At 59.1% G+C, this 21359-nt stretch carries 21 protein-coding genes; 12 read left to right on the forward strand and 9 right to left on the reverse strand.

From position 1 onward, the window contains the following. The first annotated feature begins 21 nt into the window (after positions 1-21). The 4 genes from ACWKWE_RS25665 to trpE all read left to right on the forward strand — a co-directional run bounded on the left by ACWKWE_RS25665 (position 22) and on the right by trpE (position 4761). A complete protein-coding gene (locus ACWKWE_RS25665; protein ID WP_483852073.1) occupies positions 22-1446 on the forward strand; it encodes a hypothetical protein in 1425 nt (474 codons plus the stop codon). A 273-nt stretch (positions 1447-1719) separates the two neighbouring features. Then, positions 1720-2394: a ribulose-phosphate 3-epimerase gene (gene rpe / locus ACWKWE_RS25670; RefSeq protein ID WP_166595583.1), complete on the forward strand. Its 675-nt coding sequence runs from the start codon at positions 1720-1722 to the stop codon at positions 2392-2394. Further along, positions 2391-3209 (forward strand): phosphoglycolate phosphatase, encoded by an 819-nt coding sequence (locus ACWKWE_RS25675; RefSeq protein WP_166595582.1) that lies wholly within the window; start codon positions 2391-2393, stop codon positions 3207-3209. The genes rpe and ACWKWE_RS25675 overlap by 4 nt, the downstream gene beginning before the upstream one ends. 70 nt (positions 3210-3279) lie before the next feature. Then, complete coding sequence (gene trpE, locus ACWKWE_RS25680; RefSeq protein WP_166595581.1) at positions 3280-4761, forward strand: anthranilate synthase component I; 1482 nt, start codon at positions 3280-3282, stop codon at positions 4759-4761. Positions 4762-4908: 147 nt separating this feature from the next. Here trpE and estP read toward each other — a convergent pair whose 3' ends face one another. After that, on the reverse strand, positions 4909-6849 hold the full coding sequence (gene estP, locus ACWKWE_RS25685) for an esterase EstP (protein WP_483852074.1): 1941 nt from the start codon (positions 6847-6849) through the stop codon (positions 4909-4911). 469 nt (positions 6850-7318) lie between these two features. Here estP and ACWKWE_RS25690 point away from each other — a divergent pair, with 469 nt between their 5' ends. The 4 genes from ACWKWE_RS25690 (at position 7319) to ACWKWE_RS25705 (ending at position 10672) form a co-directional block, all read left to right on the forward strand. After that, positions 7319-7918 (forward strand): aminodeoxychorismate/anthranilate synthase component II, encoded by a 600-nt coding sequence (locus tag ACWKWE_RS25690; RefSeq protein WP_483852083.1) that lies wholly within the window; start codon positions 7319-7321, stop codon positions 7916-7918. A gap of 18 nt (positions 7919-7936) precedes the next feature. Next, positions 7937-8986 (forward strand): anthranilate phosphoribosyltransferase, encoded by a 1050-nt coding sequence (gene trpD, locus ACWKWE_RS25695; RefSeq protein ID WP_341961564.1) that lies wholly within the window; start codon positions 7937-7939, stop codon positions 8984-8986. Beyond that, positions 8983-9822 carry an indole-3-glycerol phosphate synthase TrpC gene (gene trpC, locus ACWKWE_RS25700; protein ID WP_483852075.1) on the forward strand — a complete coding sequence of 280 codons (840 nt, stop codon included), beginning with the start codon at positions 8983-8985 and terminating at the stop codon, positions 9820-9822. Before trpD ends, trpC begins: the two co-directional genes overlap by 4 nt. Positions 9823-9976: 154 nt before the next feature. Next, the gene (locus tag ACWKWE_RS25705; protein ID WP_483852084.1) at positions 9977-10672 is read left to right on the forward strand and encodes a lipoate--protein ligase family protein; all 696 of its coding nucleotides are present in this window, start codon (positions 9977-9979) and stop codon (positions 10670-10672) included. A 6-nt stretch (positions 10673-10678) separates the two neighbouring features. Here the strand turns inward: ACWKWE_RS25705 and crp are convergent, their stop codons facing one another. Further along, positions 10679-11323, reverse strand: coding sequence for a cAMP-activated global transcriptional regulator CRP (crp, locus tag ACWKWE_RS25710; protein ID WP_166595577.1), 645 nt, complete (start codon positions 11321-11323; stop codon positions 10679-10681). 207 nt (positions 11324-11530) lie between these two features. Here crp and ACWKWE_RS25715 point away from each other — a divergent pair, with 207 nt between their 5' ends. Beyond that, positions 11531-11953: an OsmC family protein gene (locus ACWKWE_RS25715; RefSeq protein WP_062385162.1), complete on the forward strand. Its 423-nt coding sequence runs from the start codon at positions 11531-11533 to the stop codon at positions 11951-11953. A 193-nt stretch (positions 11954-12146) separates the two neighbouring features. On the opposite strand, the gene coq7 is transcribed toward ACWKWE_RS25715, so the two are convergent. The 5 genes from coq7 to hemJ all read right to left on the reverse strand — a co-directional run bounded on the left by coq7 (position 12147) and on the right by hemJ (position 15567). Beyond that, the gene (gene coq7, locus ACWKWE_RS25720; protein WP_166595576.1) at positions 12147-12794 is read right to left on the reverse strand and encodes a 2-polyprenyl-3-methyl-6-methoxy-1,4-benzoquinone monooxygenase; all 648 of its coding nucleotides are present in this window, start codon (positions 12792-12794) and stop codon (positions 12147-12149) included. A gap of 124 nt (positions 12795-12918) precedes the next feature. Continuing rightward, positions 12919-13257: an HIT domain-containing protein gene (locus tag ACWKWE_RS25725; RefSeq protein ID WP_166595575.1), complete on the reverse strand. Its 339-nt coding sequence runs from the start codon at positions 13255-13257 to the stop codon at positions 12919-12921. Positions 13258-13344: 87 nt separating this feature from the next. Further along, positions 13345-14130 carry an SDR family NAD(P)-dependent oxidoreductase gene (locus ACWKWE_RS25730; RefSeq protein WP_483852076.1) on the reverse strand — a complete coding sequence of 262 codons (786 nt, stop codon included), beginning with the start codon at positions 14128-14130 and terminating at the stop codon, positions 13345-13347. Between the two features lie 51 nt (positions 14131-14181). Next, a complete protein-coding gene (locus ACWKWE_RS25735; protein WP_483852077.1) occupies positions 14182-15102 on the reverse strand; it encodes a DUF805 domain-containing protein in 921 nt (306 codons plus the stop codon). 45 nt (positions 15103-15147) lie between these two features. Next, positions 15148-15567 (reverse strand): protoporphyrinogen oxidase HemJ, encoded by a 420-nt coding sequence (gene hemJ / locus ACWKWE_RS25740; RefSeq protein ID WP_166595572.1) that lies wholly within the window; start codon positions 15565-15567, stop codon positions 15148-15150. A 133-nt stretch (positions 15568-15700) separates the two neighbouring features. Between hemJ and argC the strand changes: the two genes are divergently transcribed. Beyond that, the gene (gene argC / locus ACWKWE_RS25745; RefSeq protein ID WP_166595571.1) at positions 15701-16735 is read left to right on the forward strand and encodes an N-acetyl-gamma-glutamyl-phosphate reductase; all 1035 of its coding nucleotides are present in this window, start codon (positions 15701-15703) and stop codon (positions 16733-16735) included. Positions 16736-16913: 178 nt separating this feature from the next. Beyond that, positions 16914-17264 carry an iron-sulfur cluster insertion protein ErpA gene (erpA, locus tag ACWKWE_RS25750; RefSeq protein WP_166595570.1) on the forward strand — a complete coding sequence of 117 codons (351 nt, stop codon included), beginning with the start codon at positions 16914-16916 and terminating at the stop codon, positions 17262-17264. Positions 17265-17326: 62 nt separating this feature from the next. Here erpA and ACWKWE_RS25755 read toward each other — a convergent pair whose 3' ends face one another. Beyond that, positions 17327-18418: an anhydro-N-acetylmuramic acid kinase gene (locus ACWKWE_RS25755; RefSeq protein ID WP_401152502.1), complete on the reverse strand. Its 1092-nt coding sequence runs from the start codon at positions 18416-18418 to the stop codon at positions 17327-17329. A gap of 3 nt (positions 18419-18421) precedes the next feature. Beyond that, a complete protein-coding gene (locus ACWKWE_RS25760; RefSeq protein WP_166595568.1) occupies positions 18422-19864 on the reverse strand; it encodes a peptidoglycan DD-metalloendopeptidase family protein in 1443 nt (480 codons plus the stop codon). A 212-nt stretch (positions 19865-20076) separates the two neighbouring features. Between ACWKWE_RS25760 and tyrS the strand changes: the two genes are divergently transcribed. Continuing rightward, positions 20077-21276, forward strand: coding sequence for a tyrosine--tRNA ligase (gene tyrS, locus ACWKWE_RS25765; protein ID WP_483852078.1), 1200 nt, complete (start codon positions 20077-20079; stop codon positions 21274-21276). The last annotated feature ends 83 nt before the right edge of the window (positions 21277-21359 follow it).

Genomic DNA, 21359 nt, shown 5'->3' on the forward strand with positions numbered 1-21359 from the left:
CCAATAAAACAGGTGCACTCAATGTCCAACACGCTTCAATCGCGGAGCGAAAGCCCCTACATCCCGCTCGGCCCCTTTAAGGTGCGCTTGCCGTTCATTCACTACACATTCGAGATGCCGGACTACCTGCAAGGTCTGCTGATGTGCGCTGTCGACCTGGCTGCCATCCCGCTGATGACCGAATTGCTCGGCATGCCGTTCGAGGTGGCGCTGGCGGTAGTGATGCTCAACGGACTGCTGTATCTCACGCATCATCTGCTCGGCGACCCGACGGTTCCCGGCTGGATCACCCCGGCGGTCCCTTTGCTGATGGCCTATTGCGCGCAATTCCCAATGGGCCCGGAGCGTGTCCATGCCTTGATTGCGTTCCAGTTGATGCTCGGGGTCTTCTCGATAGCGCTCGGCGCGACGGGCATGGCGAAGAAGGTCGTGGAATACGTGCCCTCAGCGATCAAGTCCGGGATCATCGTCGGCGCCGGGTTGAGTGCCGTGATCGCCGTGTTTCAGGTGGGCGGCAAATTCAACGTCCTGCCGTGGACCATCTCCATCGCGGTGGGCATCGCGTTCTATCTGATCTTCTCTCAGCATTTCAACGAGCTGAAACAGCGCAACCGCTTCTGGTGGAATTTCGCGAAATTGGGAATTCTCCCGATCATCCTGCTGGCGGTGGTCATCGCGCCGTTGTTCGGCGAGGCGCCATGGCCGACCATTCAATGGGGCATCAGCAAACCGGACTTCGCCGGCCTGTGGAACAACTACACCGTGTTTGGTCTGGGCATGCCATCGCTGACGATGTTCATCTCGGCAGTGCCGACGATGCTGGCGGTCTACATCATCGTTTTTGGCGACGTACTGAGTGCGAAATCGCTGCTCGACGAAGCGGAAACCGTCCGCACCGATGAAATCGTCGACTACAACCCGGACCGCGCTCATCTGATATTCGGTGCGCGCAACGCCTTCATGAGTATTTTTGGTCCCGACGTCGCCATGTGCGGTCCGAAGTGGGCGGCGATGCTGGTGGTGGTAATCGAGCGTTTCAAAGGCGGGCCAAAGGCGATGCAGTCGATCATCGGCGGCGTGGGCTCATTCCGTTGGGGCACCAATACGGGCTTGCTGCTGTTGCCGGTCGTCACGCTGGTTCAGCCGATTCTGGGTGTGGCGCTGTCGCTGACGTTGCTGATTCAGGGGTATGTGAGCGTGCGTCTGGGCATTCTCGAAGCGCGCAGCCAGCGTGACCTTGGGATCGCGGGCGTGATTGGCGCAGTCCTGGCCATCAAGGGCGCGAGCTGGGCCTTCGGGATCGGCGTGGTGCTGTGCCTGCTGATCTACGGCAAAAACTTCTTCAAGGGTGAAGTGGACGGGACGTTCAGCAAGGACCTGAAGGCGGTGGACAGCAAGCCGGTCGCCAAGACCGAGCGCGTTCAGGAAGAAGCGTTGATCGATTGATCGACCCTCATCCCCTGTGGGAGTGAATTCATTCGCGAAAAACAGTCCGGCCGCCGGTGATGTATTGCCTGCCCCGGCACCTTCGCGAATGAATTCGCTCCCACAGGTGTTCTGTGCCTTGCCGGAATCCTTGCGAACGACATGGCCCAAAGCAGTCCGCTCGCCAGCAACGTCTGAGCTGTGCACAAAACCGCATTCATCCGCCGCACAACCCGCCTTTCAAACTCTGGAGTACAATGCGCGCCACCGTGATTTCGCTCAAAAAGGTGCGTCATGCAGCCCTTCGCTATTGCTCCGTCGATTCTCTCCGCCGATTTCGCCCGTCTGGGTCAGGAAGTCGACAATGTCCTGGCCGCTGGCGCCGACATCGTCCACTTCGACGTCATGGACAACCACTACGTCCCTAACCTGACCATCGGCCCGATGGTCTGCGCGGCGTTGCGCAAGTACGGCATCACTGCGCCGATTGACGTGCACCTCATGGTCAGCCCGGTTGACCGCATCATCGGCGACTTCGTCGAAGCGGGCGCGACCTACATCACCTTCCACCCGGAAGCGACCCAGCACATCGACCGCTCCCTGCAACTGATCCGCGAAGGCGGCTGCAAGTCGGGCCTGGTGTTCAACCCGGCGACCCCGCTGAACCTGCTCGAATACGTCATGGACAAGGTCGACATGATCCTGCTCATGAGCGTCAACCCGGGCTTTGGCGGTCAGAAATTCATCCCCGGCACGCTCAACAAGCTGCGTGAAGCCCGCGCGTTGATCGATGCGTCCGGTCGCGATATCCGTCTGGAAATCGACGGCGGCGTCAACGTCAACAATATCCGTGACATCGCCGCCGCTGGCGCTGACACGTTCGTCGCGGGTTCCGCCATCTTCAATGCGCCCGACTACAAAGAAGTCATTGAAAAAATGCGTGCAGAACTGGCGTTGGCCCGCGCATGAGCGGCTTCGAGCAGCTGTTTCCGGGTCGCCTGCCCAAACTGATCATGTTTGATCTGGATGGCACGTTGGTCGATTCGGTGCCGGACCTGGCCGCAGCTGTGGACAAGACCCTCAACCAGCTCGGGCGTGCACCGGCGGGCATCGAACGTGTGCGGAACTGGATCGGCAATGGCGTGCGCGTATTGGTGCGCCGCGCCCTGGCCAACGACATGGACCATTCTTCAGTGGACGAAGCCTCCACCGAAGAAGCGCTGGCGATTTTCATGGACGCCTACGGCGACAACCATTCGCTGACCCGCGTTTACCCCGGCGTGCGCGAAACCCTGAAATGGTTGCAGAAGCAGGGCGTGGAAATGGCGCTCATCACCAACAAGCCGGAGCGCTTCGTCGCGCCCCTGCTGGACGACATGAAGCTGGGCCGTTTCTTTCGCTGGATCGTCGGCGGTGACACGCTGCCACAACAAAAGCCCGATCCCGCTGCGCTGTTTTTCGTGATGAAAATGGCCGGCGTGCCCGGCTCGCAATCGCTGTTCGTGGGCGACTCGCGCAACGATGTGCTGGCCGCGAAAGCCGCCGGTGTTGCGTGTGTGGCGTTGAGCTATGGCTACAACCATGGCCGGCCGATTGCCGAAGAATCTCCGGCGCTGGTGATCGACGACCTGCGCAAGCTGATTCCCGGTTGCTTAGATGTGGGGGCTGAGATAACGTTGCCTCCAGTTGAAGCTCCCTCCTTTAGAGAATCCATCGTGGTGGTCACTCGCAATCTCTGGATGAAAGTCATGAAGGCCTTGGCCCGCTGGCGTTGGCGCGCCTGACTTGAATCTGGCCGGACGTCCGGCACGTTTGCACACCTGACCGTTTTACCCTCAGACCACGAGGCTGATCATGACCCGCGAAGAATTCCTGCGCTTGGCCGCTGAAGGCTACAACCGCATTCCGCTTGCTCTCGAAACCATTGCCGACTTCGACACCCCACTGTCGATCTACCTGAAACTTGCCGACGAGCCGAATTCCTATCTGCTGGAGTCGGTGCAGGGCGGGGAGAAATGGGGCCGTTATTCGATGATCGGCCTGCCGTGCCGCACCGTGTTGCGCGTGCATGAGCACACCATCAGCGTGACCCACGACGGCGTCGAGATCGAGCGTCTGGAAGCCGAAGACCCGCTAGCGTTCGTCGAAACCTTCAAGGCCCGCTACAACGTGCCGACCATCCCCGGCCTGCCGCGCTTCAATGGCGGTCTGGTGGGGTATTTCGGTTATGACTGCGTGCGCTACGTCGAGCCGCGTCTGGGCAAGAGCCCGAACCCGGACCCGATTGGCGTGCCGGACATTCTGTTGATGGTGTCTGACGCGGTCGTCGTGTTCGACAACCTCGCGGGCAAGATGCACGCGATCGTGCTGGTCGACCCGTCTCAGCCTGAAGCGTATGAAGGTGGCCTCGCGCGTCTGGAAGCGCTGATGGAGAAACTGCGTCAGCCGATCACGCCTCGTCGCGGTCTGGACCTGACCCGTCCGCAAGCCGCAGACCCGGTTTTCCGTTCGAGCTTTACCCAGGGCGACTACGAAAAAGCCGTCGACACCATCAAGGAATACATCTTGGCGGGCGACTGCATGCAGGTCGTGCCGTCGCAGCGGATGTCCATCGACTTCAAAGCCGCACCGATTGATCTGTACCGCGCACTGCGCAGTTTCAACCCGACGCCGTACATGTATTTCTTCAATTTCGGCGACTTCCACGTCGTCGGCAGTTCGCCTGAAGTGCTGGTGCGGGTCGAAGACAACCTGATCACCGTGCGCCCCATCGCCGGCACTCGCCCTCGCGGCGCGACTGAAGAGGCAGATCACGCGCTGGAAGTCGATCTGCTGTCCGACGACAAAGAAATCGCCGAGCACTTGATGCTCATCGACCTGGGTCGTAACGACACTGGCCGCGTTTCGGAGATCGGCTCGGTGAAGCTGACCGAGAAGATGGTCATCGAGCGTTATTCCAACGTGATGCACATCGTGTCCAACGTCACTGGCCAACTGAAAAGCGGGCTGACAGCGATGGACGCGCTGCGGGCGATTTTGCCTGCGGGCACCCTGTCCGGCGCACCGAAAATCCGCGCGATGGAAATCATCGACGAGCTGGAGCCGGTCAAACGTGGCGTATACGGCGGCGCGGTGGGCTACTTCGCGTGGAACGGCAACATGGACACCGCGATTGCGATCCGCACGGCGGTGATCAAGAACGGTGAACTGCATGTGCAGGCTGGCGGCGGCATTGTGGCTGACTCGGTGCCAGCGCTGGAATGGGAAGAAACCCTCAACAAACGCCGCGCGATGTTCCGCGCCGTGGCGTTGGCGGAACAGACGCCCGAGGCGTGATCGTCGACCTGTCGCCGCACAATCGTGCGGCGGACATGGTTTTTCTGTAGGAGTGAGCTTGCTCGCGATCGGGGCCGATGGTTGACACATTTATTGCCTGACACGACGCCATCGCGAGCAAGCTCACTCCTACAGGTCTGATGGTTGTTAGAAATCCAGGCTCAACGCCAGATTCACCCCTTGCTGCGTCACGTCATCATTCTTGCGCCAGTTGTACCCCGCTCTCAGCGTCAGATCAGGCGCTAATCGCTGACTCAACCCCACACTCGCCCGGTTCAAACTGCGCTGTGGCTCATACCCTTGCAGGTTGAAATCCACGCCCGGCACGCTGTTCAAGGCAATCGTCACGTCCTGCTGATCCGTGTCGAACTCCCGTTCGTGGGCCACTTCGCCAAAGAGCTGCGTCTGCGGCGTGACATCGAACTTGCCTTGCAGGCCCGCGCCCAGGCGCTTGGATCGGCGGGTTTGATCGTCATAGTTGAGCGCGGTGGCGCGGGTGCTGTTCTCCGAATAACCATCGACCTCGACGCGGGAGTAATCAGCGCTGATGAACGGCGAAACATGCCAGCGACTGCTCTGCTCGGCCAGGTCGTAGCCGAGTCGGCCGCTGAGTGCCCACAGATTGCCGTCAGTGTCGCCTTTTTCTGCGCCTTCGCTGACGCCCAGCGCGAACTTGCGTTTCAGGTTGTCGTAATCGAGCTTGCCCCCCGATGCTGCCAGGTCGGCCCACCAGTGATTCGCCTGAAACTGCACGAAAGCCGTGGCGATGTAGCTGTTGAGCTTGTAGTCCGAATCCCGTGGCCCGGCTTCAAGCGTTTGCCGATAGGCCCCGGCAACCAGCCCTGCGCGCCAGTCCTCGGCAAACCGGTAGCTGCCGCCGACGGTGAGGTTGTAGCCGTGACCGTCGCCGCTGGCGGAATTGCTTTGCGCATCGAAGTCCAGTCTCTGACCGCCCCCGGCGACGATGGCGCGCCACTCTCCAACGTTCTGCCAGTTGCTCCAATCCGCCAGCCATTGACTGCGCAGTTGATCCTGCTGTGCGCGCAATGTGCCGTTGGCCATTTCCGGCAACAGGGTGATTTCCCACGGCGCCGAAAGAATCGAGTAACCGTAGTCTGCAATCAGGCGCTGGCCCGCGACAGTCGGGTGCACGCCATCATTGAACAGCAACTTGGTCGGGTCGGGCGAACTGCCGTTGATGCCGTATACGCTGTTGGCGCGGCAGCCGTTACCGCTGAAACAGGTGCCCACCAGATTCTGATCCGCTGCCAGGCCGAATTGGGCGGGATTGTCGAGCACCTCTCGGACCAACCCCGGAACGTTCAGCGGGATTATTTCGGCGTTGATCTGCCCCAGACGGCTGACCAACTGCTGATTGAACACGCGGCTGAGCAGAGTCGACGGCCCTTGTAGAAAGGTCCCGGACACGGCGGGCGTTTGCCCAATGTCGGGCAGCAGCCAGACCATGATGTAACGCGCCCCGGCCTGAGACAGCACTTGCGCGCTGTCGGCCAGATTGTTGGCGGCGTTCACCGCTTGAGCCGGACTGATGACGCGTCCCTGCAAAAAGTCATTGCCCCCTCCCGTCAGGTAATACAGCGCGTTCGGGTCTGCGCGGAAATTGTTCTCCACCAGATAGCCCGGCCGGGTGCGGAACACCGTGGTCACGCCGGTCGACGAATCAGTGTTCGCCACTTGCGACTGCGTGGTGATGGCCGCGAGGATCTGATCCGTCCGGTCGCCGCCGACCGCCCAGTTATTGCCATCGGGCAAACCCTGAGCCGCACGGACAGGCGAGGTCGAGGCCTGCAAATCGCCCGGCGCAACCCCTAGCATCCCGCCGAGCAACGTCGAGGAGTTCAAGCCAAAGGCCTCGCCACTGCCGTTCTGGAACGTAGGCCCGGTGCGATTGGTGAAGCGCAACGTAGAACCCGGAGGTCCACCGGCATCGGGGAATTGTCCGGCGTCGGCGAGGCTGTCACCAAAGACGATCATCGTGGAGTAAGGGGAGGAGGCCGCGACTGCCGAGGAGCAGGCGAGGGAGAGCAGGCAGGCAGCAAAAGGCCAGCGCAGAGTGGTTTTGAGCATCGAGAGGTCCCTTCTTGTTGTGTCGTGCTGTACCAGAAGGTAGCAGCCGCGATACGAGATGACCTGCCCTATGTCAGCCGGATGCGCCATTCTGTGCCGGCGTCGAGGTTTGCATCTGCCCCTTGCCAACCTCGAAATGCCGCCAAAAAGCGTTCAGGACCTGCCACCCGGGCACTACGATATTGCGCCACATGCGGCGGTACGCTACTGTGCGGCAACGTATGAACGAGACCTTTCCTGTGTCGATTGTCAGCAGCTTCTTGATGCGTGTTATCAAGGCTCACGCCCGTTGGCGTTGGCGCGCCTGACTATTTCCCTGCCGGCCTTGCCGGACCTGTATTGATATGCCTTCTGTACCTCGGTTTAGTGCCGTTTCGCCGGACAAGCGCCCGCGACTCACCTGTGCACAACTGCGGGTATTGAAAACGGAAGGCCACCCTTGAAGTCAGTTCAAAAGGTTAAGCACAAAATGCTGCTGATGATCGATAACTACGACTCTTTTACCTATAACGTTGTGCAATACCTGGGCGAACTGGGTGCCGACGTTAAAGTGATCCGCAACGACGAAATGACCGTTGCCGAAATCGAGGCCCTGAATCCCGAGCGCATCGTGGTTTCCCCCGGCCCCTGCACCCCGAATGAAGCGGGCGTGTCCATCGACGTGATCAAGCATTTCTCCGGCAAACTGCCGGTGCTGGGCGTCTGCCTGGGCCATCAGTCCATCGGGCAAGCGTTCGGCGGCGATGTGGTACGTGCCCGTCAGGTGATGCACGGCAAGACCAGCGATCTGATCCACGAAGACAAAGGCGTGTTCGAAGGTCTGAAACATCCGCTGACCGTCACCCGCTACCACTCCCTGGTGGTCAAGCGCGAGACGCTGCCAGACTGCCTGGAAGTTACGGCATGGACCCAGCTCGAAGACGGCTCGGTTGATGAAATCATGGGCCTGCGTCACAAGACATTGAACGTCGAGGGGGTGCAGTTCCACCCTGAGTCGATCCTCTCCGAGCAGGGCCACGAGCTGTTCGCCAACTTCCTCAAGCAGACCGGCGGCACTCGTCAGGGTTAAGGGCAAATCGACATGGCAATGGATATCAAAACGGCGCTGGGCCGGGTTGTGAATCAACTGGACCTGACCACCGATGAAATGCGCGACGTGATGCGCGAAATCATGACCGGTCAGTGCACCCAGGCGCAGATCGGCGCGTTCCTGATGGGTATGCGCATGAAGAGCGAGACCATCGACGAAATCGTCGGCGCGGTTTCGGTGATGCGTGAGTTGGCAGGTCAGGTTGAACTCAAGACGCTGGATCGCGTGGTCGACATCGTCGGGACCGGGGGTGACGGCGCCAACATCTTCAACGTCTCCACAGCTGCCTCACTGGTCATCTCGGCAGCAGGTTGCACCGTGGCCAAACACGGCAATCGCGCGGTTTCGGGCAAAAGCGGCAGCGCTGATTTGCTGGAAGCGGCTGGCGTCTACCTGAACCTGACGCCGGTTCAGGTGGCCCGTTGCATCGACGCTGTGGGCATCGGTTTCATGTTCGCCCAGACCCATCATCAAGCGATGAAACACGCCGCTGGCCCGCGCAAGGAGTTAGGCCTGCGCACGCTGTTCAACATGCTCGGCCCATTGACCAACCCGGCAGGCGTTAAGCATCAGGTCGTCGGCGTGTTCAGTCAGGCGCTGTGCCGTCCGCTGGCCGAGGTATTGCTGCGTCTAGGCAGTAAGCACGTATTGGTGGTGCATTCTCAGGACGGCCTGGATGAATTCAGCCTTGCGGCACCCACCTTCGTTGCCGAGCTGAAGAACGGCGCGGTCACTGAATACTGGGTGCAGCCGGAAGACCTCGGCATGAAGAGCCAGAGCCTGTTTGGCCTGGTGGTGGACAGCCCGCAGCAATCGCTCGAACTGATCCGCGATGCGTTGGGCCGTCGCAAGACTGAAAACGGTCAGAAAGCCGCCGAAATGATTGTGCTCAACGCGGGCGCAGCGCTCTATGCTGCTGATCATGCCTCGACGTTGAAAGAGGGCGTTGAGCTGGCGCACGACGCGCTGCACACCGGCCTCGCTCGCGAAAAACTGGAAGAGCTGGGCGCCTTTACTGCGGTATTCAAACAGGAGAACGAAGGATGAGTGTGCCGACGGTACTGGAAAAGATTCTGGCCCGTAAGGCCGAGGAGGTTGCGGCGCGCCGTGCCAGCGTCAGCTTGTCCGAGCTGGAAACCCTGGTCGCCACAGCCGATGCACCGCGTGGTTTCGCCAAGGCGTTGATTGAGCAGGCCAAACGGAAGCAGCCCGCTGTCATCGCCGAGATCAAAAAGGCATCGCCGAGCAAGGGTGTGATTCGCGAGAACTTTCAGCCCGCCGAAATCGCCAAGAGCTACGAAGCGGGCGGCGCAACCTGCCTGTCCGTGCTCACCGACATCGACTTCTTCCAGGGCGCCGATGCGTACCTCAAAGAAGCCCGTGGCGCGTGCAAGCTGCCGGTCATTCGCAAGGACTTCATGATCGACCCGTATCAGGTTGTCGAAGCTCGTGCGCTGGGCGCCGATTGCATTTTGCTGATCGTTTCTGCCCTTGATGACGTGCAGATGGCCGAGCTGGCTGCCGTCGCGAAAGCCAACAAACTGGACGTTCTGGTGGAAGTGCACGACGGCGACGAGTTGGACCGCGCGCTGAAAACCCTCGACACCCCGCTGGTCGGCATCAACAACCGCAACCTGCACACCTTCGACGTGAGCCTCGAAACCACGCTGGACCTGCTGCCGCGCATTCCGCGGGATCGTCTGGTCATCACCGAAAGCGGCATTCTCAACCGTGCCGATGTCGAGCTGATGGAAATCAGCGAGGTGTATTCCTTTCTGGTGGGCGAAGCATTCATGCGCGCCGAGAAGCCGGGCGTGGAGTTGCAGCGCCTGTTCTTCCCCGAGAAAGGCACTGCAGCGATCAAGTCCAGCACGCTGGATTGACGAAAAAGCGCGGTTTCGGCAGGCCCCTTCTCTGTAGGAGTGAGCTTGCTCGCGATAGCGTCGGTTCAAACAGTGCAGTGGTGTTTGATCCACCCCGAACGCGAGCAAGCTCACTCCTACAAGGGGCGTCGGGCCCATGAGGAGTTGAATGGCTATGACCGTTCGTGTGATAGACATCTGCGTTGAAGCCGGCCTCAAGGCCGAGCAGGATTTGCTGGCCTCTGTCTGCGCCGGGGATGCCGATTACGGCCTCTTGTTCTGGCGGCCCGATGATCACGCGCTGGTCATGCCTCGGCGCTCAAGTCGCCTTGATGGCTTTACCGAAGCCAGCGAAACCCTCGCCGATCTTGGTTGGCCGATTCTCCTTCGGGAAAGCGGTGGCGAGCCGGTGCCTCAATCTCCTGCCACGGTCAACGTGGCTCTGGTGTACGCGCAGCCGCAATCCGAACCTGACCGCGATCGCATTGAAAACGCCTACCTGCGTTTGTGTCAGCCCATGCTTGATGTGCTGGGCGAGTTGGGCGGCGCGGCCTCATTGGGCGAAGTCGAAGGCGCGTTCTGTGATGGCCGGTTCAACGTCAATCTTGACGGTCGCAAGATGGTCGGCACCGCCCAGCGTTGGCGGCAGAGCCAAGGCGGCAAGCGGCCAGTGGTCTTGGCCCATGGAGCGATGTTGCTGGATAACGAGCGGGTCGAGATGGTCAACGCCGTCAACCGTTTCAATCAGATGTGCGACCTTGACCAGCGGTGTCGCACCGACAGTCACATCGCGCTGCACGAACAGTTCGCCGCCCCGAATTTCCTCGACCGGCTTGCCGAGCGATACGCGAAACTTTTCGCAGAGCTGTAACGGCGATCAGCGCGTGCCGAAGACCACCATGGTCTTGCCGCGTACGTGAACCAGCTTCTGTTCTTCCAGCGACTTCAATACGCGACCGACCATTTCTCGCGAGCAACCTACGATTCGGCCGATTTCCTGGCGGGTGATTTTGATCTGCATGCCGTCAGGATGAGTCATGGCGTCAGGCTGTTTGCACAGGTCCAACAGGCTGCGTGCCACACGGCCGGTCACATCGAGAAATGCCAGATCACCCACCTTGCGCGTGGTATTGCGCAGGCGCTCGGCCATCTGGCCGCCCATGGCGTACATCAGCTCTGGATCATGCTGGCTCAGCTCGCGGAATTTGGCGTAGCTGATCTCGGCCACTTCGCACTCGGTCTTGGTCCGAACCCAAGCGCTGCGCTGAGGCTCGGTACTGGCCTGCTGGAACAAGCCAAGTTCGCCGAAGAAATCCCCGCTGTTAAGATAAGCGACGATCATCTCCCGGCCATCAGTGTCCTCGATCAGAATCGTGACGGAACCCTTGATGATCAAGTACAGCGACTCGGACTGTTCACCTGCGCAGATAATGTTGGTCTTGGCGGCGCAGCGTCGTCGCTGGGCGTGGGGGAGGAGCTTATCGAGCAGTTTCACTTTGTTCGGTGGGGTCATGACAACCATCGGTGTGTCCCGTAAAAAACTGCGCCTTCCGGCATTCTTATAGGTATCGGCAGTATTTCCGATTTGTCGCAGTTCAGCAGCGGCAATTCCCCTTTTTTTCAGAAATTTCCTACATTTCTGTCGCTTCTCGACATTTCCGGTCCGCTCAGCGACATCTCGGCCCTGTGCTAAGCTGGCCGCCTTTTTTCAAGCATCGGAGTCCTGGGGATGAAAGCGCGTATTCAATGGGCGGGTGAGGCCATGTTCCTCGGCGAGTCGGGCAGCGGTCATGTGGTCGTGATGGACGGCCCACCCGAGAGCGGCGGCCGTAACCTGGGCGTGCGCCCGATGGAGATGGTGCTGATCGGCCTGGGCGGTTGCAGTAACTTTGACGTGGTCAGCATCCTGAAGAAAGCCCGTCAGCCCGTTGAAAGCTGCGAAGCGTTTCTGGAGGCCGAGCGCGCCACTGAAGACCCGAAGGTGTTCACCAAGATCCACCTGCATTTCGTGGTCAAGGGGCGTGGGCTGAAAGAAACTCAGGTGAAGCGTGCGATCGAGCTGTCGGCTGAGAAATATTGCTCGGCGTCGATCATGCTGGGTAATGCCGGCGTCGAAATCACCCACGATTACGAAATCATCGAATTGGGTTGAGGTGCTCTGTATCGCAATGATTTGATGGCGGGGGCAGCCATCACCGGCAAGCCAAAGCGCAGCCCAAAAACCTGTAGGAGCGAATTTGTTCGCGAGAGGTCAGTACATTCGACACCTTCCTGTCGCCTGTACCTACGTCTCGCGAATGAATTCGCTCCTACAGTAAAGCAGGCAACCTGCGGCAACGCTTAGATCAAACCCGATAGGTGCTCTTGGTCATGACCTTGGCCAGCAGGCTCATCCCAAACTTGACCGGCGCCGGGAACCGATAACCGCCCGCTTCGATGGCGCCCTCGGCATGTAACTCTTCGTCGGTGCGCATCTGCTGCAGGATCGCCCGGGATTTCTCGTCCTCGATAGGCAATTGCTCCAGATGCTCGTTCAGGTGCTTGCAAACCTGATCTTCTGTCGCCGCGACAAACCCCAGACTGACCTTGTCGCTGATCAGACCGGCCACCGCGCCGATGCCAAATGACATGCCGTAGAACAGCGGGTTCAGCACGCTGGTATGGCTGCCGAGCTGGCGAATGCGTTGTTCGCACCACACCAGGTGATCAATCTCTTCCTCGGCGGCGTGCTCCATCGCCTTGCGCACATGCGGCAGCTTCGCGGTCAGGGCCTGGCCCTGGTACAGCGCCTGCGCACAGACTTCGCCGGTATGGTTGATGCGCATGAGCCCAGCGACGTGTTTTGCGTCGGTCTCATTCATCTTGGTGTCGGGTTGCACGATGGCGGGGGAAGGGCGATGAGCATGCGCGCTGGCGGGCAGCAGCGTCTTCATCGCGGCATCGGCCTGGAGCAGGAAGCGGTCGATAGGGGAGTAGTGACGTTCGGTAGCCATGGGCACCTCCGGATAAATCCACGGCGGCCAGTCTACCTCAATCGCCGTGGCGAGGCTTGCCCTGCGTCAGCCCGCCGATGCCCGTGATAGACGCCCGGCGGGTGTAAGTCGTTGAAATCGCGACTCAGCCCGGCGGCCAAGTCATTTGACGCTTGCCCAGCACGTGCATGTGAATGTGATAGACGGTCTGGCCGCCTTTCTCGTTGGTGTTCATCACCACGCGGAAACCGTCCTCGCAACCTTGCTCCTTGGCCAGGCGCTGCGCGGTGAAGAGAATGTGGCCCAGCAAGCCTTTGTCTTCTTCGGTCACGTCATTGAGGGTCGCGATGGGCTTTTTCGGGATGACCAGAAAATGCACCGGCGCTTGGGGGGCGATGTCGTGAAACGCCAGCACCTGATCGTCTTCGTAGATGATCTTGGCCGGAATTTCCCGGTTGATGATCTTGGTGAACAGAGTCTCCACAGCCTTGTTGCTCCGTTTTCGAGAGGGGTGGGACGAGTGTACTGAGCGTGTCGGTTCACGCCCAGCCGTTTGTTCTTCCTTAGCCGGTCAGACGGATGTGCGTGACTTGAGGATCGACCCCCAGATTTTCCGCGTCATCCAGCGCCCGGCGTAGCGAGGCAGGCGAGTCAGGAAGCGGTTTCGCCAGCCCGGCACGATCACCGCGCGATTTTTGTCGAGCGCGCGGACGGTATACAGCGCGATCTCTTCGGCGCTCATGGTTTTGTCGTTGGTGAACTTGTCCGCGTTGAGCTGCGCGGTTCTGAAGAACGACGTTCGCGTGGGGCCGGGGCAGAGCACGGATATCTTCACGCCGGTCTTTTTCAACTCTTCGCGCAACCCTTCGGAAAAATGCAGCACGAAAGCCTTGCTCGCGGCGTACGTGCTCATCCATGGCCCGGGCTGAAAGCCCATGATCGAAGACACATTGAGAATTTGCCCCCCACCTTGCACCGCCATCAGGTTGCCGACGGTGTGGCAGAGACGGGTAAGCGCCAGCACGTTGAGGTCCAGCAGGTCCTGCTCCTGCGCCCATTCTTGCGCAAGAAACGGACCGCTGTTGCCGATGCCTGCGCAGTTCACCAACAGGTCGATCTGGCGTTCACCCTCTTCCAGCTCCAGCAAAAAACCCGACAGCCGTAGCGGCTCGCCCAGATCACAGGCTCGGAACAGCACCTCAACGCCGAAACGCTGGGTGAACTCAAGCGCGATGCTTTCCAGCATGTCCCGATGGCGGGAAACCAGAATCAGATTGCGGCCACGGCGGGCCAGGGCTTCGGCCATGGCCAGGCCAATGCCGCTGGATGCGCCTGTGACCAGGACGTAACGGGTCATGCAGTTCTCCAATGTTGCAAATGTCGAGACCGCTTCCATGCGATCAGGCAGTTATTGATCGTCGTCGCCGTCGCCTGCATCGGGAGGCGTTGCGGGGTCAACCTGTACATCGGGTGTGGCCTGGTCCGAGTCGTCGTCATAAGGCAACGATTGTTCATATTCGCCGGTTGTGGCTTTGACTTCCTCTTTGACTTTGTGGAAGCCGCCCAAGAGCGCTGCGACGAACACCAGAGCAAGGAAAACGAACCAAAGCACGGCGAGGACTTTCACCGCTCGGGTGTTTTTGGGCGGTGGCGGCCCGTAACGGTTAGGGCCCGCGTTGCCCGGGATCACCATCATGAGCAGTGGAAAAACGCTGTTCACCAGGGGTATCAGATTCAGCAGCAACAGCCACGCGGACCACCCCGCGTCGTGGAGGCGCTGAGCGCCCATCTGAATGCTCACCACAAGGAAGACGATAACCAGCACGGTGGCCAGCAGGCCTCCAGCCACCAGCGACATGCTCAGCACCCCAAAACACAAGGCCGCAAGCAGCATCGCCACGAAGCTCAGCACCATTGACCACGCCAGATAACGCAGACGTCCGATACGACCCTGAACAGTGAAGACTTTCAATTCGCCTTCGGTTGGCCACTCGGTGGTCACCGATGCACGGGGCGGCGCATAAGGCGACGCAGCTGGCTCGAACGCCGGCTTCGCCTGAGCGGGCTCTTCGATTTCTTCCAGCGTCCAGGCGACAGGTTGTTCTAACTCGATCCGGGCTTCGACACCGGCATCATTCAATGCCTTCAAATACCGCTGCGCATCATCACGGGTCAGGCCACGTTTGACCGTCATCGGTTTACCGGTGAATAGCCGATCGACACCGGACACATCACTCTTGAACAATTGCGCGAGATTGAGGCGAGCGGTTTCCAGGTCCACACCCGTTCGCAGCTGTCCTTCGAAAACGATCTTGAAGTGTTCTGCCATGCTTGGCTTCCTTGTCTTGGGTTAGAGGCGTCTAGTGCACTGGGATCAGAATGGCTTGACCACGACCAAGATGACGATCGCCAGCAGAATCAGTACGGGAATTTCGTTGAACCAGCGGTAGAACACGTGGCTGCGGCCATTCTCCCCCCGGGCGAAGCGTTTGACCTGAGCGCCACACATATGGTGATAGCCGATCAGGATCACGACCAGTGTCAGCTTGGCGTGCATCCAGCCCTGTTGGAGGTAGCCGGGGATGAGTGTAATCAGCCAGATGCCAAACACCAGCGTGCCGATCATCGCAGGGCCCATGATGCCTCGATAGAGCTTGCGCTCCATGGTGCAGAATCGCTCACGGCTGACGGCGTCTTCGCTCATGGCGTGGTAAACGAACAGGCGAGGGAGGTAGAACAGGCCGGCGAACCAGCAGACCATCGAGACGATGTGCAGCGCTTTAATCCAGAGCATTTTTAAGTTTCCACAATCACGGTGGCGCAAATAGTAGTGGCATGGGTGCCCGTACGTCACGTTCACGGTTGTCCCGCAGGCTCTGGACTCCTATCATCTGCGGCTTTCCAGTGGTTTCGTTGAGGGGCACGTTATGGTCAAGGTCGGTATCGTCGGTGGCACGGGTTACACCGGCGTCGAGTTGCTGCGTCTTTTGGCACAGCATCCAGAAGCTGAAGTGGTCGCGATCACCTCGCGTTCCGAAGCAGGTCTGCCGGTGGCTGACATGTATCCGAACCTGCGCGGCCACTACGACGGCCTGGCATTCAGCGTGCCGGACGTGAAGGTACTGGGCGCGTGTGACGTGGTCTTTTTCGCCACACCGCATGGCGTGGCGCACGCTTTGGCGGGCGAGCTGCTGGCCGCGGGCACCAAGGTCATCGACCTTTCCGCCGATTTCCGCCTGCAAGACGCGGACGAATGGGCCAAGTGGTACAACCAGCCGCACGGCGCGCCAGAGCTGCTGCCTGAGGCGGTGTACGGTCTGCCGGAAGTCAATCGCGAGAAAATCAAAGCTGCGCGGCTGATTGCTGTACCGGGTTGCTACCCGACCGCCGCTCAATTGGGTTTCTTGCCGTTGCTGGAAGCGGGTCTGGCCGATCCAACCCGACTGATCGCTGACTGTAAATCCGGCATCAGCGGTGCGGGCCGCGGCGCAAGCGTGGGTTCGCTCTATGCCGAAACCAGCGAGAGCTTCAAGGCGTATGCCGTGAAAGGCCACCGTCACCTGCCGGAAATCAGCCAGGGCCTGCGCCGAGCAGCCGGTGGCGATATCGGTTTGACGTTTGTGCCTCATCTGACGCCGATGATTCGTGGCATTCACGCCACCCTGTATTCAACGGTTGTGGATAAGTCTGTCGACCTGCAGGCGCTGTTCGAAAAACGCTACGCCAACGAACCGTTCGTCGACGTCATGCCCGCTGGCAGCCACCCGGAAACCCGCAGCGTGCGTGGCGCTAACGTCTGCCGGATTGCAGTGCACCGTCCTCAGGGTGGCGATCTGGTGGTCGTGCTGTCCGTCATCGACAATCTGGTCAAAGGTGCATCGGGTCAGGCGGTGCAGAACATGAACATCATGTTTGAACTGGACGAGCGTCTGGGCCTGTCCCACGCAGCTTTGCTTCCATAAAAGCTGCGTCGAGCGGTAAGCGGCAAGCTCCGAGGTCGGGCGGAATCGCAAGCTCTCGCTTGCAGCTTGTCGCTCGCAGCTCGTGGCTGCTTTCACAATAGTTGACCGATTTTGTAGGAGAAGCGGATAATGCCCGTCATTACGCATTATGACGGCTTACCGCCGGGAGATATTGAGCATGAGTGTTGAAACCTTCACACCTACGGCTCTGGAATTCACGCACGGTGCAGCGCACAAAGTGAAAACCCTGGTCGATGAAGAGGGCAATGATCGCCTGAAGTTGCGGGTTTTCGTGACTGGCGGTGGCTGTTCCGGCTTCCAGTACGGTTTTACCTTCGATGAAGACGTGGCCGATGATGACACCATCGTTGAGCGCGAAGGCGTCAGCCTGGTGGTTGACCCGATGAGCTTCCAGTACCTGGCGGGCGCCGAAGTGGACTATCAGGAAGGTCTCGAAGGCTCTCGCTTCGTGATCAAGAACCCGAATGCCGCGACGACATGCGGCTGTGGTTCATCGTTCTCGATCTGAGTCATTCGCTGTAAGCGAAAACGCCGCGCAGATGCGCGGCGTTTTGCATTCTGCCTTTTGGATCAGGCAGGGTAAATCGCACCCAACACGCGCAGCCCTGCCGCACCTGTGACACTAGGGCGGTTGGCCGGAACGCTTTCCAGAGCGCAATGAGCCAGCCATGCGAACGCCATGGCTTCGACCCAGTCAGGATCGACCCCAAACTCGGCAGTGCTGGAAACTTTGGTGTTCGGAAGCAGAGCAGCCAAACGGGCCATCAGCGCCTTGTTGTGGGCGCCGCCACCACAGACCAACAACTCTTTGGTCTGGGCCTGGGCCGATTGCAGCGACTCAGTGATGCTCAATGCCGTTACTTCAAGCAGCGTTGCCTGAACATCCTCGGGTTTCAACGTCGGCAGCTGGAACATATGGTGATGCACCCAGCCGAGGTTAAACACTTCGCGGCCCGTACTCTTCGGCCCTTTGGTCTGGAAGAAGTGGTCGCTGAGCATCGACTTGAGCAGATCCGCATTAACCGTTCCGCTTTCGCCCCACGCGCCATCCTTGTCGTAACTCAAGCCGCGTTGGGCCTGAATCCACGCATCAAGCAACACGTTGCCCGGCCCGGAATCGAACCCGGAAACCGGCTTGTCGATCTCGATCAGGCTGAGGTTGCTGAACCCGCCGACGTTCAAGACGGCGCGATAGTCCTTGTTGTCATCGAAGAGCGCTTCATGGAAGGCCGGAACCAGAGGTGCACCTTGGCCACCTGCCGCAATGTCACGCTTGCGGAAGTCACTGACGACAGTGATGCCGGTCAATTCGGCCAATAGGGCAGGGTTACCAATCTGAATCGTGAAGCCACGCGCTGGCTCATGCCGAATCGTCTGGCCATGGCTACCGATGGCGCGAATCTCACCGGCCAGCTTGTTTTGCTGATCCAGGAGCGCGAGGACGCCTTGCGCGGCAAGACGGACCCATTTCTGTTCGGCGATACCGGCGCGGGCCAGCTCGTCCGGGCCGCTGGCGCACAAGCCAAGCAGCTCTGCGCGCAGATCGTCGGGCATAGGAATGTAGTGGGTGCCGAGCAGACGCGGTCGGTCATCCTGTTCTACGAGTGCGAAGTCGAGGCCATCCAGACTGCTTCCGGACATTACACCTACATATAAAGTCATAGGTCAGCGCTTACTCGAGGCCAGCATGGTGGCCTTTTCCTGGTCCATGCGCGCCATGAGAGGTTGGCTTTCCTGCATGAACCGCTGTTTTTCGGACTTGGCGATCGGGTCTGCCATTGGCAGCTTCTGACCCAACGGGTCAACGTGAACGCCATTTACCTGGAACTCATAATGTACATGCGGACCTGTCGACAGGCCGGTTGTTCCAATATAGCCGATGACCTGGCCTTGCTTGACGCTGGAGCCGTTCTGGATGCCCTTGGCGAATCCTTGCATGTGGCCGTACAGCGTGCGGTAAGTCTCGCCGTGCTGAATGATTACGGTGTTGCCGTAACCGCCACGGCGACCCGCCAGAATCACTTTCCCATCGCCTGTCGCCTTGATTGGTGTGCCCCGTGGTGCAGCATAGTCGATGCCTTTATGGGCGCGGATCTTGTTCAGGATAGGGTGCTTACGACCCATCGAAAACAAGGAGCTGATGCGAGCATATTCAACCGGTGTGCGGATGAATGCCTTGCGCATGCTGTTGCCTTCGGCGGTGTAGTAGTTGGTATTGCCTTGTTTATTGGTGTAGCGCACGGCGGTATAGCTCTTACCGCGGTTCGTGAAACGAGCAGACAGGATATTGCCGGTGCCGACGGTCTTGCCGTTGACAACTTTTTGCTCGTAGATCACGTCGAATTCGTCACCCTTGCGGATGTCCTGCGCGAAGTCCACGTCATAGCCGAAGATGTTGGCCATATCCATTGTCATGCTGTGGCTCAGGCCCGCTCGCTGCGCCGATTGCGACAGGGAGTTGCTGATGACGCCGTGGACATACGCGGTGCGTACGTTGGGTTTGCTGACATCACGAGTAAAAGTGTAGCCCTTGTCGGTTCTCGACAGACTGATGCTTTCCAGGTCGTTGAGCTTGCTGTGCAGTTGTTTGAGCTTGCCCTCGGGCGATAGCTCGAACTGCAGGATTTGCCCATTTTTCAGTTGGCTGAATTGCTTGGCCTGCTTGTTGCTGGCAATCACTTCATGGACAGCGGCGGGTGGAAGGCCGACTTTCTCGAAAAGGGTAGAGAGGGTATCGCCCTTGGAGACCACGACTTCCCGATGAGTTGGGCTTTTTGCAGCCGCGGCGACTTCCTTTTCGGGTTTGTCAGGAGTGGCGGCTGGCGCAGTGCTGGCGGTGTCTTCCGGCTCATCTGCGTTGTTGTCGATCTGCGCAAAAGGGGAATCTGTGGAGGACTCTGTGGCTTGAGACTGCGTTTGAGCGTCTTCTTGTTGCTTGAGTTGATCGACCGGTGTGTCCAGTTCGAGGCTCAGGTTGGTTTTCTTGGCTTCGACATCACTGGATGGAAAAACCAGAAGGGCCAGGCTCAGCAGGGCAGCGATACCGCTGGCTGCAAGCAGGTGGCTCTTCGGATAAAGCGGAGGCGCTTTAGGCGGAGTGTCGTTCATAGGTAATTTTGACTTTGAAAAAAGATGAAATGGAAAAGATGAATGACATGATGAAGATGAAATAACTGTATAAAATATAACCAAATCATGCCTGAGGCAAGCTTGCGTTCGGATCGTTCCCTGATTCGTCGACCTTCTGTTGCCAGAACTTGTATTTGGGCGGTGATCTTGTATGGTTGTTTCCCTTTGAAATAAGGCATGACGGGGCTGAAATGAAGTCGGTTGAAGAGCAGCTCGCGCTGATCAAGCGTGGTGCAGATGAACTCCTGGTCGAGTCCGAACTGGTCGCGAAGCTTAAGCGTGGTCAGCCACTGCGCATCAAGGCCGGTTTCGATCCTACGGCCCCTGACCTGCACTTGGGTCACACGGTGCTTATTAATAAGCTCCGGCAGTTCCAGGAGTTGGGCCATCAGGTCATCTTTCTGATTGGCGATTTCACCGGCATGATCGGCGACCCGAGCGGCAAAAGTGCCACGCGTCCGCCGCTCACCCGTGAGCAGGTGCTCGATTACGCCGAGACTTATAAAGCTCAGGTCTTCAAGATTCTTGATCCAGCTAAAACCGAGGTGGCGTTCAACTCCACCTGGATGGATCAGTTGAGCCCGGCCGATTTTATCCGTCTCTCGTCGCAGTACACAGTGGCGCGTATGTTGGAGCGCGACGACTTCGACAAGCGCTACAAGTCGAACCAGTCCATCGCCATTCATGAATTCCTCTATCCGCTGGTCCAGGGTTACGACTCGGTCGCGCTGCGTGCTGATGTCGAGCTGGGCGGCACCGATCAGAAATTCAACCTTCTTATGGGGCGTGAGCTGCAGCGTGCTTATGGTCAGGAGGCGCAGTGCGTGCTGACCATGCCGTTGCTTGAAGGTCTGGATGGCGTGAAGAAGATGTCCAAGTCGTTGGGTAACTACGTCGGCATCCAGGAAGCGCCGGGCATTATGTACAGCAAGCTCGTTTCTATTCCTGACGCACTGATGTGGCGCTACTTCGAGCTGCTGAGCTTCCGCTCCATGGAAGAGATCGAAGGCTTCAAGGCTGATTGCGAAGCCGGCGCGAATCCCCGGGACATCAAGATCAAGCTGGCGGAAGAAATCGTGGCGCGTTTTCATGGTGAAGAGGCTGCTGCGTCTGCGCACCGTTCTGCGGGCAACCGTATGAAAGAGGGCGAGCTGCCTGAAGACTTGCCTGAGATATCGGTGTCAGCGACTGAAGACATGCCAATCGGCGCCATCCTTAATAAGGCAGGGTTGGTGAAGAACGCTGCGGTTGCTCGCGACCTGTTGGCGTCTGGTGGTGTGCGTATAGATGGCGAAGTGGTTGATCGTGGCTTTGTCTTTAAAGTAGGCGCGACCCATGTTTGTCAGGCCGGCAAGAAGGCGTTTGGGCGTGTTACGTTGAATTTGGAATAAAGTTTAAATAAGTGCTTGACGCCCCTCCGGATGTGTCTATAATTCGCCCCACTTCCGGCGCAGTCGGAACCGAAAACTCCTTG

The organism is Pseudomonas salicis (assembly GCF_057128705.1).

Coding starts and splice junctions, on each gene's coding strand:
- ACWKWE_RS25705 (WP_483852084.1), top strand. CDS start 9,977: ATGACCGTTCGTGTGATAGACATCTGCGTTGAAGCCGGCCTCAAGGCC.
- ACWKWE_RS25690 (WP_483852083.1), top strand. CDS start 7,319: ATGCTGCTGATGATCGATAACTACGACTCTTTTACCTATAACGTTGTG.
- trpC (WP_483852075.1), top strand. CDS start 8,983: ATGAGTGTGCCGACGGTACTGGAAAAGATTCTGGCCCGTAAGGCCGAG.
- erpA (WP_166595570.1), top strand. CDS start 16,914: ATGAGTGTTGAAACCTTCACACCTACGGCTCTGGAATTCACGCACGGT.
- ACWKWE_RS25715 (WP_062385162.1), top strand. CDS start 11,531: ATGAAAGCGCGTATTCAATGGGCGGGTGAGGCCATGTTCCTCGGCGAG.
- crp (WP_166595577.1), bottom strand. CDS start 11,323: ATGGTTGTCATGACCCCACCGAACAAAGTGAAACTGCTCGATAAGCTC.
- ACWKWE_RS25730 (WP_483852076.1), bottom strand. CDS start 14,130: ATGACCCGTTACGTCCTGGTCACAGGCGCATCCAGCGGCATTGGCCTG.
- trpE (WP_166595581.1), top strand. CDS start 3,280: ATGACCCGCGAAGAATTCCTGCGCTTGGCCGCTGAAGGCTACAACCGC.
- ACWKWE_RS25755 (WP_401152502.1), bottom strand. CDS start 18,418: ATGACTTTATATGTAGGTGTAATGTCCGGAAGCAGTCTGGATGGCCTC.
- coq7 (WP_166595576.1), bottom strand. CDS start 12,794: ATGGCTACCGAACGTCACTACTCCCCTATCGACCGCTTCCTGCTCCAG.
- ACWKWE_RS25665 (WP_483852073.1), top strand. CDS start 22: ATGTCCAACACGCTTCAATCGCGGAGCGAAAGCCCCTACATCCCGCTC.
- rpe (WP_166595583.1), top strand. CDS start 1,720: ATGCAGCCCTTCGCTATTGCTCCGTCGATTCTCTCCGCCGATTTCGCC.
- hemJ (WP_166595572.1), bottom strand. CDS start 15,567: ATGCTCTGGATTAAAGCGCTGCACATCGTCTCGATGGTCTGCTGGTTC.
- ACWKWE_RS25760 (WP_166595568.1), bottom strand. CDS start 19,864: ATGAACGACACTCCGCCTAAAGCGCCTCCGCTTTATCCGAAGAGCCAC.
- tyrS (WP_483852078.1), top strand. CDS start 20,077: ATGAAGTCGGTTGAAGAGCAGCTCGCGCTGATCAAGCGTGGTGCAGAT.
- ACWKWE_RS25675 (WP_166595582.1), top strand. CDS start 2,391: ATGAGCGGCTTCGAGCAGCTGTTTCCGGGTCGCCTGCCCAAACTGATC.
- trpD (WP_341961564.1), top strand. CDS start 7,937: ATGGATATCAAAACGGCGCTGGGCCGGGTTGTGAATCAACTGGACCTG.
- estP (WP_483852074.1), bottom strand. CDS start 6,849: ATGCTCAAAACCACTCTGCGCTGGCCTTTTGCTGCCTGCCTGCTCTCC.
- ACWKWE_RS25735 (WP_483852077.1), bottom strand. CDS start 15,102: ATGGCAGAACACTTCAAGATCGTTTTCGAAGGACAGCTGCGAACGGGT.
- argC (WP_166595571.1), top strand. CDS start 15,701: ATGGTCAAGGTCGGTATCGTCGGTGGCACGGGTTACACCGGCGTCGAG.